We start from the raw sequence: 13,638 nt of genomic DNA, 5'->3' as shown, positions 1-13,638 counted from the left end.
CGCTGATCCTGCACGGCACCGCCGACCGCATCCTGCCGATCGAGTCCACCGGCGAGCCCTTCCACCGGGCACTGCCGCAGGCCGAGTACGTCGTCGTCGAGGGCGCCCCGCACGGCCTGCTGTGGACCCACGCCCAGGAGGTCACCGACGCCCTCCTCGCCTTCCTGGCCAAGTGAGCAGCGACGCCCGGCCCCTACCCCTGCCCCGAGGGACGGAGCCCGCACGCGGGATCGCCCGGAGTCGGGATCCGATGGCTGCCGACGGCCCTCTCCGGCGCGGTGGGCGTGGGGTCCTCCTCGGCGTCCAGGGCGGCAAGCAGGGCCCGGACCTGCTGGGCGCTGTGGGACAGCGCCTGCTGCTCGGCTCCGGCGAGCGCCCGCTCCCAATACGCTCGGGCGGCTTCCCGGTCGCCCATGGCCAGACGGGTGTCGCCCAGTCGCATCAGCACGCCGACGACGTTCCTGTGGTCGCCCAGTTCCTCGAACGCCTCCAGCGCCCGCCGGTAGCTGGCCACCGAATCCTCGTACCGGCCGAGCTGACGGAGCGGGTAGCCCAGGACGTCCCAGCCCTGAGCCTGCTGCCACGGAGCGTCCAGGCGCCGGTACAGGGCGCCGGCCTCCTCGCCGTACGCGAGGCTCTTCTCGAGCTGTCCCAGGTTGGCGTAGAGCCAGGCGAGTTCGATGAGGCATTCGGCCAGCCACAGCTCGTCCCCTGTCGCCCGGGACAGCGCGAGTCCTCGCTCGGAGGACGCCACGGCCTCCTGGATCCGGCCGAACAGGTACAGCGCACACGCCTTGCAGTAGTGGGCGCGGGCCTGTTCGTCCACCGCGTCGAGTTCCTCGAAGAGCGTGGTGGCTTGTTGCAGGTGGTGCAGGGACTGTTCCTGGTGGCCCAGGTAGCCGTGGAGGCTGCCGAGGTCGCGCAGACAGCGGCCTTCCTCCAGGCGGTCGCCGCGGCGTCGGGCCACTTCCAGTGCGGGGGCCAGTGCGGTGATGGCCTCCGGCCAGAACTCCCGGCGGTACAGGTACTCCTTCAGCGACCAGGCCAGCCCGGTGATGTGGCGGTCCAGCGTCTGGCTGACGGCGGTGTGCAACAGGCCGTTCAGCACCCGGTGCTCGGCGGTGAACCACCGGTTCGCCTGTGCCACGGTGGTGAGTTCCTCCGGGGTGACACCCGGTCTCGGTGAGCCGAGGTCGAGTTCGGGCAGTGAGTCCTGCTTGAGCAGCCGGTTGGCTTCGCGGGCCGTGAACATGTAGTGGTCCAGAACCCGGAGGGTGGCGTGGTGACGTTCGTCGGCGTCATGGGCGTGGACGAGTTCGGTGGCGTAGCCGCGCAGCAGGTCGTGGAGGGCGAACCGGCCGGGCAGAGGCTGTTCGACGAGACAGGAGCGGGTCAGTCCGGCGAGTATGCGCCGGACTTGGGGGAGGGGGAGTCCGGCGAGCCCGGCGGCGGCAGGGGCGGTGATGTCGGGCCCGGGGTGGAGAGCGAGGAGGCGGAAGAGGCGGGCGGCGGGCTCCTCCAGGGACCGGTAGGACCAGGAGAACACCGCCCGGACGTCGGTGGTGGTGTCGAAGCCGGTGAAGGCGTCCAGGCCGCCGTGGGAGTGCCGCAGGTCGTCGGCGACGGTGTGCAGGGGGAAGGCGGGCTCGAGTTCGGCGCGGGCGGCGACCACGGCCAGTGCCAGGGGCAGCCGTCCGCACAGCCGGATGATGTCGGCCGTGGCGGTGGGCTCGGCTGCCAGGCGCTCCGCCCCCAGTCGTCGTTCGAGCGTCTCCCGGGCTTCGGCCTGTGAGGGCAGCGCGAGCGCGAGGGATCTGGCTCCGTCGGTCGCGATCAGGCCCGGGAGCTGGTTGCGGCTGGTGACCAGGGTGAGGCAGCCGGTGCCCGCGGGCAGCAGGGGACGGACCTGCTGCTCGTCGCGGGCGTTGTCGAGGACGAGGAGGACTCGTCGGTCGGCCAGGAGGCTGCGGAACAGTGTGCTGCGGCCGGTGGTGTCCTCGGGGATGCGCTGGGCGGGGACGCCGAGAGCGCTGAGGAAGCCGTGCAGGGCGTCGCCGGGTTCCACGGCGGGCGCGTGCGGGTGGAATCCACACAGATTGACGAAGAGCTGCCCGTCGGGGAAGGAGGACGCGAGGTGGTGGGCATGGTGGACGGCGAAGGTGGTCTTGCCGACACCGGGGGCGCCGCTGATGACGACGAGGGGAGCACCGGCCGGTTCCGGCCGCCCGGGCGCACCGCTCGCGGCGGACAGCCACGTGCTCTCAGTCGTCCGTCCGGCGAACACCGGCAGGTCACCGGGGAGTTGCATCGGGCGCGCCAAGGGCACCGGCTCACTTCCACCGCCGTCCCCGGTCGGGCAGTCGCTCGCACCGGACGGGTCCACCGGGCCGGCGGATGCGCCGGCGCCCGTGCCGGGCGGCGTCGCATCGGCGGCCGGTTCGGAAGACGTGGCATCGTGGGCCGCGGCGACGGCCCGCGCGCCGAGGGGCGCGGTTTCGCCTTGCTCCTCCTGGGCCCCGAACCCTGCCGGCCGGCTCGGATCACGGCTCGCGGCGCCGGCCGCTGAGCCCGTGGCCCTCACCGCCCCCGGCAGGGGCAGTGGCGGCAGGTCGTGGCGGAGGATGCCGTCGTGCAGGGCGCGCAGCGGAGGGCTGGGTTCGAGGCCGAGCTCGTCGGCGAGGTGCCGACGCAGGTCCGTGTAGCGCTGCAGCGCCTCGGGGTGGCGGCCGGCCAGGTACAGGGCGTGCAGGAGCAGGGCCCAGCCGGTCTCTCGCAGGGGGTGCCGCGACGTCAGTTCCTGGGCGGTGTCCACGGCCTCGGCGATCCGCCCGTCCAGGAGGAGGGCGGTGGTGCGGACCTCCCGGACGCTCTGTCGCAGCTCCTCCAGGCGCGTGGCTTCGTGGGCGGCGAACAGGTGGTGCGCGGCGTCGGCCAACGCGGCACCGCGCCACATGGTCAGGGCCCGTTCGGTTTCCTCCACGGCGTGGCCGGGTCGGCCCTGGTCCAGCAACTGGCGGGCCCGGGCGACGGCCCGTTCGAAGCGCACGGTGTCCCGGCTCTCGGGCGGGACGCGCAGGGCGTAGCCGGCGGGTTCGGTGACCAGTACCTCGAACGGTCGCCGCCCCCGCAGGCGAGGGGGTTCCAGGACCGCGCGGACCTTGCTGACGTGGGCGTGCAGGGAGGCCGTCGCCCCGTCCGGTGTCCCTCCCGGCCGCCGGGGCCACAGCTCCTCGCACAGCGTCTCGGGAGCGACCGCACAGCCGTCCGAGAGCAACAGCCGGATCAGCAGCAGACGCTGCTTGCGCCGCCCCGGATCCAGCACCGCGCCCGCCCGCCGCACCACCAGCGGACCCAGCAGCCCGAACTCGAGCTCATGCTTCACAACCGTCACCGTTTCCCCTCAGCACCCCGCCCGACGATGTCACCACCCGCACGCACATGCCCCGGAGGCACGTGAGCGACCCGCTCCGGCCGCGGGAGCGCTGGTGCCGTCTCCGCAGCGGCCTCCGCAGCGGCCGGAAAAGATCATCTGCGATGGATCCCCCCGCTGTTCACGGCACCGCCTGGTGCGGACCCCGCCGGGGCCTGTGAGCGGGGCATGCGTCGGGCGGTCCGGGACGAACCCATCCTGGTCGACGGCTGGGACCGCCACCACGCCGACCCACCTGAACACCCACCAGGGGTGAGCCATGCGCAGGAGGGTCTTCCACGAAGCCGCCCTTCGAACCGCTCCAGGGCGTGAACTGGAGGGCCGGTCATCTCGTTCAGTGACCGAGTGGGTGTCGTCAACGGTTGTCGTCAGTGGAGGGAAAGCATGTCTACCGTCGAAGGAACCAGCACTGCCCGGTTCGCACCGGTCCGAGCGGCGCTGGCAGCGCACATCGAGTCCGGCGAGGAACTGGGGGCGTCGATCGCCGTCGACGTCGACGGAGTCATGGAAGTCGACCTGTGGGGTGGGCACGCCGACGAGGCGCGAACCGCTCCGTGGCAGCGGGACACATTGGTCAGCCTGTGGTCGGTCACCAAGACCCTCAGCAGCCTGGCGGCTCTTGTCCTCGTCGACCGGGGAGCGCTGGATCTCCACCGTCCGGTAGCGGAGTACTGGCCCGAGTTCGCTGCCCAGGGCAAGCAGGACATAGAGGTGCGGCACATCCTGGCACACACCTCGGGGCTCTCCGGTTGGCAGCAGCCCTTCACCATGGACGACCTGTGCGACTGGCCGACGGCGAGCGCCCGGCTGGCCGGGCAGGCGCCCTGGTGGAGGCCGGGCAGTGCCTCGGGTTACCACATGCAGACCCAGGGCCAGCTTGTGGGAGAGCTTGTGCGGCGGGTCAGCGGCCGTACCCTGACCGAGTTCTTCGCCACCGAGATCGCGGGGCCGTCGGAAGCCGACGTCCAGATAGGTGCGCGGGAAGCCGACTGGCAGCGTATCGCCGGGCTGGTGCCGCCGTCGCAGGCCCTCGAAGTACCCGCCGGTCTCGACCCCGAGGCGATCTTCACCAAGACGCTGCTGGGAAGCCCGGCCCGGGACGAGCACGTCGACACCCCGCAATGGCGCCACGCGGAACTGGGCGCCGTCAACGGACACGGCAACGCACGAGGTGTGGCCCGTGCCCTCTCCGTGATCTCACGACGCGGTGAGGTGAACGGCCTTCGGCTTCTCGCCCCGGAAACCGTGGACAAGATCTTCGACGTACAGGCCGACGGAGTCGATCTGTTCCTGGGCGTCCCCGTGCGCTGGGGCATCGGCTATGCGCTCGCAGACCGGAGGACCATGCCGCACATGCCGACCGGAAAGGTCTGCTTCTGGGTCGGCCGGGGCGGTTCGATCGTCATGATGGACCTCGATCGGCGCGTCACGTTCGCGTACACCATGAACCGGCTGGGCGCCGGACTCCTTGGCTCGGAGCGCACCCACGACTACATCAGGCACGTCTACGAAGCTCTCGACGCCACGAACTGAAGTGCGTCCGCCCCGCTGGACGGCAGCAGCGATGGTGACGACGCGGCACGGTTGGTGGATCAGCGCGCTCGTCGGCACCTGCCGTCTTCCGCGGCGCCCGTGTGACGAGGGCTGAGGAGGACCCGCCTACGGTTCGACGATGTGCCGCAGATAGGTGTGCGGGTCGGCGAGATAGCGGCGCCAGTGATCCACGACGCCGAGCTCCCGCCAGGGGACCCTCCGCATGCCGTGTTCACCGACCTCGACGATGTCCGCGCCCGGCAGTGCGGTCAGCAGCGGGGAGTGCGTGGCACAGATGACCTGGCCGCCCTCCTTGACCAACCGGTCGACGTGCCCGATCAGTTCCAGGCACGAGGAGAAGGAGAGCGCCGCCTCCGGCTCGTCGAGGACATAGAGCCCGGCGTGGAGGAACTTCCCGCGGAACGCCGCGAGAAATCCCTCACCATGGCTGACGTGGTCCGGCGAGAGCCCCTCCCTGCCCAGGGCGTCGAGCGCGGTCTCGGCGCGCAGGAAGAAGCCCTTGCGGGCTGACCAGCTGGTGGCCATGCGACGCCCGGGCCCCGGGGCGGCGTCGAATCCCATGTGCTCGCCGAGGGGGGACTTGCCGCGCGGGGAAGCGTAGCGCCAGTCGTGGGAGCCGCCGTAGGAGTCCAGGCCGAACCCCTCCGCCAGCGCCTCGACCAGGGTCGACTTCCCCGAGCCGTTCTCACCGACCAGAAAGGTCACCGGTGCGGTGAACCGCAGTCCTTCGTCGAGCAGTTGCCGGACGCAGGGCACCGACCAAGGCCAGGCTTCGTCGTCGTACGAGAAGGGATGGGCATACGCGCGTTCGATGATCACGCGATCAGTGTCACAACGGCCCGGTGCCGACTGCCACAGCGCCTCCCGAACCGCTGCAGGAACGCTGCTCTTCGACACGTACAGAGCCCCAGCCCGTCGTGGACGGCCGGGAGGTGCACGAGGACGATCCCAGGACCGATGCCGACGCGCGGACCGTCGCGCTGGTCTCCACCCCGCCGACGTCACATGGCGATTCGCCGAGGTCGCAGTCCGACTCGTACCGTGTGCCCGCGCCGCCCCCGGGAGCACTGCTCCCGAAGCGTGGCCGGAGCCCGATGACACGGAGAAGTCCGTGCCGGATGACGCTGGTCCGTCGGGGGGATTTCGAAGACCAACCCTCCGTCCGCTCACGCAAACGGCCCCGGACGAGGAGCCCGAGGCCGATCAGAGCGCCTCCCTGGTGGGGAAACACCAGGTCAGAGCGATAACGCATGGTGCTTCCGGCAGGATGCGAACCTGCGACACCCGCTCCAGGAGTTCGGTCCGTGCCTCTTCCCACCGCCACTGCTCACTGGCACGGCGACCGGACAGGGGTGCTGAGGTACGACTCCGTCCGGTGCCGTCGATGTCAGCCGTGGATGTCAAGGACCTTCTGATCCGTAGCTCTGTAGCTCTGTAGCTCTGTAGCTCTGTGCGGATGGTTCCGCACCGGTCGTGCAGGGCCTCCCGGCCGCCCATGGGCGTCACCGTGGTTCTGCTGCGGGTCGCTGCGGTTGCCGTACTTCTGTACTGCACGCCGGGCCCGAGGTGTGACCGTTCGCGGATGTCGAAGTGCCGGAGTGCTTCAGGCCTTCGGCTGGGTGAAGCGGATGCGGTTGCCGAAGGGGTCACGCAGGCCGCAGTCGATCCCGTACGGACGCTCGGTGGGCTCCTCGGTGAACTCCACCCCCTTCTCGAGCAGCGTCTCGTAGGTCTTGCGGCAGTCGTCCGTGGTGAGGATGAGCCAGCCGCCCATGGCCCCCTTGGTCACCAGCTCGCGCACCTGCTCCGCCGTCTCCTCCGACATCGCCGGCGCACCCGGCTTCTCCAGGAGGATCTGTCGCTCGGGGTGACCCGGTACGCCGACGGTCAACCAGCGCATGAAACCCATGTCGACGTCTGCGGTGATCTCCAGGCCGAGCTTGCCGACGTAGAAGTCGATGGCCTCGTTCTGGTCGAGGACGTATATCTGTGACTGCGTGATGGCGTTGAACATGACATCGACACTAGCGATCAGCCAGGAAGAGAACTTATCCAAAACTGCTCAGCGAGCAAGACGCTCTGTCGGCCGGTCAGGCATGCGGCCGAGTCCACGCCATCGTGAAGCACGTCGGCACGCCCACGGAGACAGCTTCCTTGCGGTACGTCCGGGGCGACCGGCCGACGATGTCGCGGAACGTCCGGCTGAAGGTGCCCGGGCTGGTGAAGCCGACCTCGAAACTGATGTCCGTCACGCTGCGGTCGGTCTCCCGTAGCAGGAACATCGCCCGTTCCACGCGGCGACGCTGCAGGTAGCGGTGAGGTGTCTCACCGAACGTGGCCCGGAAGGTACGCGTGAAGTGGGCCTGCGACACGTGTGCGACGCGGGCCAGCGCGGGGACGTCCAGGGGCTGCGCGTAGTCGCGGTCCATCACGTCACGCGCTCGAAGCATACGGCGATTGGTCTCTTCTGCAGCGCGGCTCACGGCACCATCTCATCACGGCCCATCCGGACGGGACCCAGGACGGCGGACCCTCCAGGACCCCCCAGGACCCCCCAGGCCACCCCTCACCCCAGCTCCCATCCCGTCCGCCGTCGACTTCGTCGGCCGAGGAAGCGGGCGGCTACTCGACCGCAGGGCACCGGCATCGACCGTGGCTGACCCCTGCGTCTGGCACGGTCGTGGCACGAACCTCAGCCGACGACAGTCAGCCACGGCGGCGGGTGCGCCGGCCGACCAGGCGCGCGTGTGTCTCGCTGCACTCCCGGTGTCCTTGGCCACGCGCTACCGGTACGGCTGTCCTTGAGGGGCCTGATGGACATCAGGGACCATGAGGGCATGAGCCCTGGGTCAAGTCGTGCAGCCGGCATCGTGACCATGGCGGTCGGCATCGCCGTTGCGTCATGGGTGGTGTTCGGTCCCCCCGGGGACTGGGAAGGCGACATGCGGTGGGTGCGTCACGGTCTCGCGTTGGGAACGCTGGGAGCGATCAGCTTCGGCGCGAGACTGATGTTCCCTGATACCGGCGAGGACGAGACCAGCGCGGTGTAGCCGAAGGGGCCTCACCCACCGGAACTGGTGGGTGAGGCCCCTTCGAGCCTGTGCCCCGGCAGGATTCGAACCTGCGACACCCGCTTCAGAAGTTCGATCACCGACCGCCTACGAGGGCTGCGTCCCCACTCGCGCATGTCGCCGATGGGCGTCCGGATGTGCCGGCGTATGCCCTCGCTGACGTCAGGCGTGGATGTCAGCCCTTGTGTTCGGCCTGCGGTTAGTCGCCCGAGTGGCCCCAGAAGTAGATCTCTTGGGGGCGGCCTTCGTCGTCGTGCAGCACCGCGCACCGTCCGATCCACCGTGACCGGGGGAAGACGTCGAAGTCCTTGACGTGCGCACGGGTCAGCTTGTCGGTACCCAGCAACGCGTCCGCTTCCTCGGCCGTCACGGGCTCCACGGTGTTGTAGTCCGGGGTGTCCTCAGGCCCCACGACGCGGAAGACGTCCAGGATCGAGTGTGTGCCGGTCTCCTGGGCCAACTCGTCCTCCCACAGCTCTTCCAGCGACTGCGGCCGCGGCTCCCGCTCCTCTTCCGGTCGCCAGTCGTCGCCGTTGACCCAGTAGTAGTCTCCAGCTTCGAACACCTCGCGCCGCAGCTGCTGAAGCGCAGCGTTCAGGTCTTTCTGGTACGGCACGTAGTAGTCCCACCCCGAAGCCCCCATCCACCCTCATCTCCCACCGTTTCCTCGGAACAGCGGAAGTTAGCAGCGGGGTCTGACATCCAGGCCCTCGGTTTGGGAAGCTGCGAGCATGTGAGGCTCGATCGGGCGCCGACCTGACGAACCGTCGAGCTTTGGCCTCGTTGGATTGGGCCGCTTTTCCCGGGATTCCCCTTTGCTCCCCGCTCGATCTGGTGCGCTCGTGGTGCGAGTCGCCGACGATGTTGCCGCTAGGGTCTGTCCGGCGGATCGGGCCGGCTGTGAGAAGCAGCCCTGTACGGCTAAGCCGAGCGGGGTCTGGTGCGTGTAATTGTGGCGGCGGACGATCCTGGGGTCCGTCGATCCCGTTCGTTTCGTTCGCGCCCTTACGGCGGCCGCGTTCGAGGCGGAAGGCGCACTGCTCGTTTCGCGGGCCGAGGTGTACCGCTGGATCCGGGTCCTGCGGCAAGGAACCACCACGGAGGAACACGAACGTGCCGCAGAGGACGCGTTGTTGGCCGTGCACCATCACTTCGTGTCGTTTCTCAACGCGGCCTCGGCCGCGTTGGCGGACGATGGTCTCGGCTCCTGACAGGAGGAAGCAACGTCGTGACTGAGCAATCTGAAACCGTGGGGGACTCGTCACACCCTCCGCTGTCCCGGCTGGACGTCGACATTCTTCGCCTGGTGGCGCAGGGGTGCTCTTTCTCCGAGATCGGGACAAGGGCGCACGTCTCACAGAGCATCGTCAACCGACAGGTCAGGAGGCTCATGACACTCCTCGGCGCCCGTGACCGTACGGACCTGGTGGTGAAGGCCGAGGAGCAGGGGCTGATCTAGGGCTGTCCGGCGGATCATGGCCGGAGCCATGGCCTGATGGCCGCGGTGGTGACGGTGCCGTGGAGGACGCAGGCCGTTCGCGCAGGTGGAAAGGCAGGTCACGTGGGGTGTGTGTACGGCGCCGGATGCTGACGGCCGTCAGCGCACTGGACAGGGACCAGGCCAACGCATGGTCCCCGACGATCAGTATGGATGCGTGACCTCTCCGAAGGACCCCGCGCTTGCGATCACTCGGCGGTAACCCACCACTTCCCGGCTCCCGTCCCGTCTGCCGTCGACCCACACGCCGTGTCTGCTCGGCTCTGCCCGGGTCGACGGTGGGCGGGATGGGAGCCTCCCTCCAGCAACCCCACGACGGCCGGCAGTCGCGAGCGGCGCCCCGGCCGTCCCGGAGCCTGAGCGCCCCCGCCGGAGGCTGCTTCGACCGGCGCCGGCCGGGCTGGAGCGGGGCGGAGACAGGAGCGCAGGCAGGACCGTGACCGTGTACGTATCGGACACGACGATCACCGTCGACCTGGACGGCCAGGTCCGGGTCATCCGGCGCACGGCCGACGTCCCGATCCGTAACGTGAAAGCCAACAGGCCACACGAGGTTTCCGATGTCGTCCAGGCTCACCGTCAAGCATCAACTGGGACCCGATACCCGCCGTATGCAGGCGGGCCGCCTGGGGCGGGGCGCGGGCGCAGTGGCACGCGTGTGGCACGACGTCTGAAACGCCGAAGGGCCGGCCCGGGAGGAAACCCCTCCCGAGCCGGCCCTTCTCTCTGTGCCCCCGGCAGGATTCGAACCTGCGACACCCGCTTGAGGAGTTCGATGCGGGACCGCTGAGACTGCGGTCGGCGCCTGGTGCGACGGCCGGACGGAGATGCTGGCGCACCTTCCCGTCCGGTGTCGTTGATGTCAGCCGTGGATGTCAGGATCTGCCTGACCCGTGGCTCTTTGTGGGCCGGTCGTCATAACGGGTACCGGGACCGGGCGGGAACCGTTGGCCAGTGACTCCGCGCCGGCCACGCCGACCAGTGACGCGGCCACGGCGGGCCGTACCGGTACCAGCGGCGGCTCTCCGTGCTCCATCGTGGCCCGGAAGGCGCGCAGTACCCGTACGGTGCCCTCGGCCCCGCGTGCCACGGGCTCCCCGGCGAGGGTGAAGGGCGGAGGGGTGCGTTCCTCCTCGCGTGCGTGGCCCTCCGGGGCCGCCCAGCCCTCCGTCCTGACACGGACGGACCAGGACCGTTCGCCGGCGGCCCGGACGGACTCGGCCAGCGCCTTGGTGCCGCGTACGGAGATCCAGCTCCAGTGGCTGTCGGCCTCGCCCTGGAGGAACCCGTGCCGAGCGAGGGCCAGTGCCCCGGTGGACAGCCGTACCGCCATGACGACCGCGGCGCGTGGGTCCGCCTCGTCCACCGAGAACGCCGACACCTCCACCGGCCAGGCCTTCGTGAGGGCCAGTATCGGTGAGAGGGTGTGCGTGCAGTACGCCGTGGGAGCGATGCGCCCGCGCCAGTGCGCCGGATCACCGATCAGGCCCGCGACCTCGTCCGGGGACATGCCGTGCAGATAGTCCGCTTCGATCAGGCTGATCCGGCCCAGCTCCCCGGCCTCGATCGCCTGCCGGATGAGACGGACATGCGGATGGACCACGTAGTTCTCGGCGAAGGAGTAGGTCGCGGACGACCTGTCCGCCGCCGCGATGAGTCGCTCGCCTTCCGCGGCGTCCACGCACGCCGCCGACTCGGACAGCACATGCACCCCACGGTCCAGGAACGCGATGGCCAACGGCGCGTGCTCGTCGAAATTGTTGGCCAGGACGACCCCGTCAAGACGGTGCTCCAGCAGCTCCTGCCACCGTTCCACCAGCACCGCGTCGGATAACTGCGCCCGCGCCACGGCACGGCGTTTGGGGTCGCGGTCACATGCCGCCACGACCTCCAAGCCCACCTTGCGGCACCAGTCCGCCAGGTGAAGCCCCATCCTGAGTCCGACCACTCCTACCCGCATACAGACATCCTCTTCCGAACCCCCCTTCCCGCACAGCTGGTTTCTCACCGTGAAAACGCAGCAGGTGAAGGGACTGACCGGAGCGCACGTCCCGGACACGACGAAGGGCCAGCCCGGGAGGTAACCCCTCCTGAGCTGGCCCTTTGCTCTGTGCCCCCGGCAGGATTCGAACCTGCGACACCCGCTTGAGGAGTTCGATCGTTCCTCGGCACTGCCAAAGGACCACCCGGTCACACTGGCCGTGTCGGGCCGCCCAGGACTGCCGGCGTCCGGCGTCGTTGATGTCACGCGTGGATGTCAGGGCGGAGCAACCCGCACGCTCGCTGGCACGATGAGCCCGTGGTTGACCTGGAGCGCATCACAGCAGAGACCGTGACGTACTTCCGAGCACTCGATAAGAACGCCACCCTGCGGCACCACTTTCGTCACGCTGACGAGGAGGGTGGCTTGTGGTACATCGAGGCCGTACCCGACCGCGGCGAGTTGGTCGCCATCAAGCAAGCCGAGCTGACTTCGGCCGGCCGGCTCCATCGGTACAGCTGGGAGCACCTGGAGGACGAGCACGGCGGCCTGACAGGTCAGGCGATCGGCCCTGAAGAGGACCTGCTGGAGATCATCCCGACCGAAGAGTTCCAGCGGGTGTGGACGCAGTGAACACCGTCTGGTCCCGCACCGTGGTGCAACCCTGCAAAACAACTCGGCAGGGACACACACGTGTTGAATGCGTGCTGGTGGGTGCCGTCCGGTGAAGGCGCGGGTTGCCCGGCGGAAGCCGGCGAGCAACCCGAGCGAGGTGCACGCGTCCCGTCAGACCTTCTCGACCCGTACGGGGCGGCCTGCGAGAAGCTGGTTCAGATCGTCGGTGTCCGAGGTGAAGACGGTTGCCTGGGCGCCCCGCTCGGCTTCCCGTGCGGCCACGGCCGCGAGGACGGCGTCGATGGCGCACTTGTGCCCGTGCAGGCCGGCGGTCTTCAACATGTCCCGTGCCGTGGCGATCACCCGGTCGTCCGTGTGCACGATGCGGATCCGGGACAGCGTCCAGTTCCACAGTGCCTGCCTCGACGTTTCGCGAGGATCCCATGCCTCCAAGGTGGTGAGGGCCGAGGTGACGATGGGGATGTCGAGCCGTGGAGCCGCCTTGATCAGCGCGACCATCTCCCGATCTCCTTGAATCGCCTTGGAAAGGGCCTCGGAGTCGAACACGAAGACGCGTTGTCGTGGCTGGTGCAACTTTGCTCGGGCACCGCGGCTCATGCGGTCGCACCGGGGCGAGATCGCCGCTCGTCATGCCAACCGTCGATGGCGGCGATGCGGTCCAGCGCTGCCTGCTGCTCGTCGTCCGTCACCGGCCCGTGCTCCTCCTCAAAGCGTTCGGCTAGCTCGCGCAACCGGTCCATGGCGTCCTGATGGGCGGCGGCGGCCGCGATGTAGCCGGACACCCCTCGTGCGTCGACACGCTCCTTAATCGATTCGACAAGCTCTTCCGGCACGGTGATGGTGATCTTCCGAGTTGCCATACTTGAAGTATGCCACGCTCTGTGTCAGGCGACCTGACTTTCTCCGTGGCCCGGCCCGGAAGTCCCTGTCGTCATCCTCGTTCAGGTCACCGCCAGGCGATCAGAGGTGTCAGGTCCTCCGGGTGATCGATGAAGGCCGATCTCTGACGTTCCTCCTGATGGCTCGGGCGCGTACCCGCGGACGACGTGGCGACAGCCGTCCTGCGCGGTCCTCGAAACGGCGAAGGGCCGGCCCCGGAGAAAAGCTCTCCCGAACCGGCCCTTCTGGCTGTGCCCCCGGCAGGATTCGAACCTGCGACACCCGCTTTAGGAGAGAGGCTGGGTGATCTGGCAGCTGAGCTGCTACTTCGCCGACCATGGAAGCGGGCGTCCATTCCACTGTGGGGCACCAGTGTTGACCGTGGCTGACCCGTGCATCTGGCACGACAGTGGCACGAACATCAGCCGACGACAGTCAGCCACGGCGGCGGTTGCGCCGACCGACCACGCGCGCGTATGCCTCGCGGCACCCCCACCAGGCTCAACCACGCTATCGGGTTGGTGTCTTTGACCAGGACCGAATGGGACGGACGGCCGACGATGAGAGTGGCGGATGAGCCGGACCTCTG

General features: G+C 69.2%; 14 protein-coding genes and 2 tRNA genes. 6 read left to right on the top strand and 10 right to left on the bottom strand.

Annotation, left to right across the window (positions count from 1 at the left end):
• Positions 1-176: alpha/beta hydrolase (locus tag AB0A94_RS13185; RefSeq protein ID WP_361743244.1), on the top strand; the 176-nt coding region annotated here is incomplete at its 5' end.
• A gap of 17 nt (positions 177-193) precedes the next feature.
• Here AB0A94_RS13185 and AB0A94_RS13180 read toward each other — a convergent pair.
• Positions 194-3,382: a BTAD domain-containing putative transcriptional regulator gene (locus tag AB0A94_RS13180; RefSeq protein ID WP_361743217.1), complete on the bottom strand. Its 3,189-nt coding sequence runs from the start codon at positions 3,380-3,382 to the stop codon at positions 194-196.
• Positions 3,383-3,775: 393 nt separating this feature from the next.
• Between AB0A94_RS13180 and AB0A94_RS13175 the strand changes: the two genes are divergently transcribed.
• Complete coding sequence (locus tag AB0A94_RS13175) at positions 3,776-4,963, top strand: serine hydrolase domain-containing protein (protein ID WP_361743214.1); 1,188 nt, start codon at positions 3,776-3,778, stop codon at positions 4,961-4,963.
• 126 nt (positions 4,964-5,089) lie between these two features.
• Here AB0A94_RS13175 and AB0A94_RS13170 read toward each other — a convergent pair whose 3' ends face one another.
• The 3 genes from AB0A94_RS13170 to AB0A94_RS13160 form a co-directional block, all read right to left on the bottom strand.
• Positions 5,090-5,803 (bottom strand): AAA family ATPase, encoded by a 714-nt coding sequence (locus AB0A94_RS13170; protein WP_361743212.1) that lies wholly within the window; start codon positions 5,801-5,803, stop codon positions 5,090-5,092.
• Positions 5,804-6,587: 784 nt separating this feature from the next.
• Positions 6,588-6,998 carry a VOC family protein gene (locus AB0A94_RS13165; protein ID WP_361743209.1) on the bottom strand — a complete coding sequence of 137 codons (411 nt, stop codon included), beginning with the start codon at positions 6,996-6,998 and terminating at the stop codon, positions 6,588-6,590.
• 76 nt (positions 6,999-7,074) lie between these two features.
• Positions 7,075-7,434 carry an AraC family transcriptional regulator gene (locus tag AB0A94_RS13160; RefSeq protein WP_361743206.1) on the bottom strand — a complete coding sequence of 120 codons (360 nt, stop codon included), beginning with the start codon at positions 7,432-7,434 and terminating at the stop codon, positions 7,075-7,077.
• 363 nt (positions 7,435-7,797) lie between these two features.
• Here AB0A94_RS13160 and AB0A94_RS13155 point away from each other — a divergent pair, with 363 nt between their 5' ends.
• Positions 7,798-8,034 (top strand): hypothetical protein, encoded by a 237-nt coding sequence (locus tag AB0A94_RS13155; protein ID WP_361743203.1) that lies wholly within the window; start codon positions 7,798-7,800, stop codon positions 8,032-8,034.
• Positions 8,035-8,254: 220 nt separating this feature from the next.
• Here the strand turns inward: AB0A94_RS13155 and AB0A94_RS13150 are convergent, their stop codons facing one another.
• A complete protein-coding gene (locus AB0A94_RS13150; RefSeq protein WP_361743200.1) occupies positions 8,255-8,698 on the bottom strand; it encodes a hypothetical protein in 444 nt (147 codons plus the stop codon).
• A 307-nt stretch (positions 8,699-9,005) separates the two neighbouring features.
• On the opposite strand from AB0A94_RS13150, the gene AB0A94_RS13145 reads away from it, so the two are divergent.
• Positions 9,006-9,266 carry a hypothetical protein gene (locus AB0A94_RS13145; protein WP_361743197.1) on the top strand — a complete coding sequence of 87 codons (261 nt, stop codon included), beginning with the start codon at positions 9,006-9,008 and terminating at the stop codon, positions 9,264-9,266.
• A 17-nt stretch (positions 9,267-9,283) separates the two neighbouring features.
• Positions 9,284-9,514, top strand: coding sequence for a helix-turn-helix transcriptional regulator (locus tag AB0A94_RS13140; protein ID WP_361743194.1), 231 nt, complete (start codon positions 9,284-9,286; stop codon positions 9,512-9,514).
• A gap of 768 nt (positions 9,515-10,282) precedes the next feature.
• Here the strand turns inward: AB0A94_RS13140 and AB0A94_RS13135 are convergent.
• Both AB0A94_RS13135 and AB0A94_RS13130 read right to left on the bottom strand, forming a co-directional pair.
• A tRNA-OTHER gene (locus AB0A94_RS13135) sits at positions 10,283-10,356 on the bottom strand.
• 59 nt (positions 10,357-10,415) lie between these two features.
• Entirely contained in the window at positions 10,416-11,513 is a 1,098-nt protein-coding gene (locus tag AB0A94_RS13130; protein ID WP_361743191.1) for a Gfo/Idh/MocA family oxidoreductase, read from the bottom strand.
• A gap of 339 nt (positions 11,514-11,852) precedes the next feature.
• Here AB0A94_RS13130 and AB0A94_RS13125 point away from each other — a divergent pair, with 339 nt between their 5' ends.
• The gene (locus tag AB0A94_RS13125; protein ID WP_361743188.1) at positions 11,853-12,167 is read left to right on the top strand and encodes a hypothetical protein; all 315 of its coding nucleotides are present in this window, start codon (positions 11,853-11,855) and stop codon (positions 12,165-12,167) included.
• Positions 12,168-12,320: 153 nt separating this feature from the next.
• Here the strand turns inward: AB0A94_RS13125 and AB0A94_RS13120 are convergent, their stop codons facing one another.
• The 3 genes from AB0A94_RS13120 to AB0A94_RS13110 form a co-directional block, all read right to left on the bottom strand.
• Positions 12,321-12,668 carry a hypothetical protein gene (locus AB0A94_RS13120; protein ID WP_361743185.1) on the bottom strand — a complete coding sequence of 116 codons (348 nt, stop codon included), beginning with the start codon at positions 12,666-12,668 and terminating at the stop codon, positions 12,321-12,323.
• A gap of 95 nt (positions 12,669-12,763) precedes the next feature.
• Positions 12,764-13,030 (bottom strand): hypothetical protein, encoded by a 267-nt coding sequence (locus AB0A94_RS13115; protein WP_361743182.1) that lies wholly within the window; start codon positions 13,028-13,030, stop codon positions 12,764-12,766.
• A 274-nt stretch (positions 13,031-13,304) separates the two neighbouring features.
• A tRNA-Arg gene (locus tag AB0A94_RS13110) sits at positions 13,305-13,371 on the bottom strand.
• Between the last annotated feature and the right edge of the window lie 267 nt (positions 13,372-13,638).

The sequence above is a fragment of the Streptomyces sp. NPDC044984 genome (assembly GCF_040646935.1).
Lineage (GTDB): Bacteria > Actinomycetota > Actinomycetes > Streptomycetales > Streptomycetaceae > Streptomyces.
The sequence above is the reverse complement of the archived record's forward strand: the minus strand, read 5'-3'. Positions and strand labels throughout refer to the sequence as shown.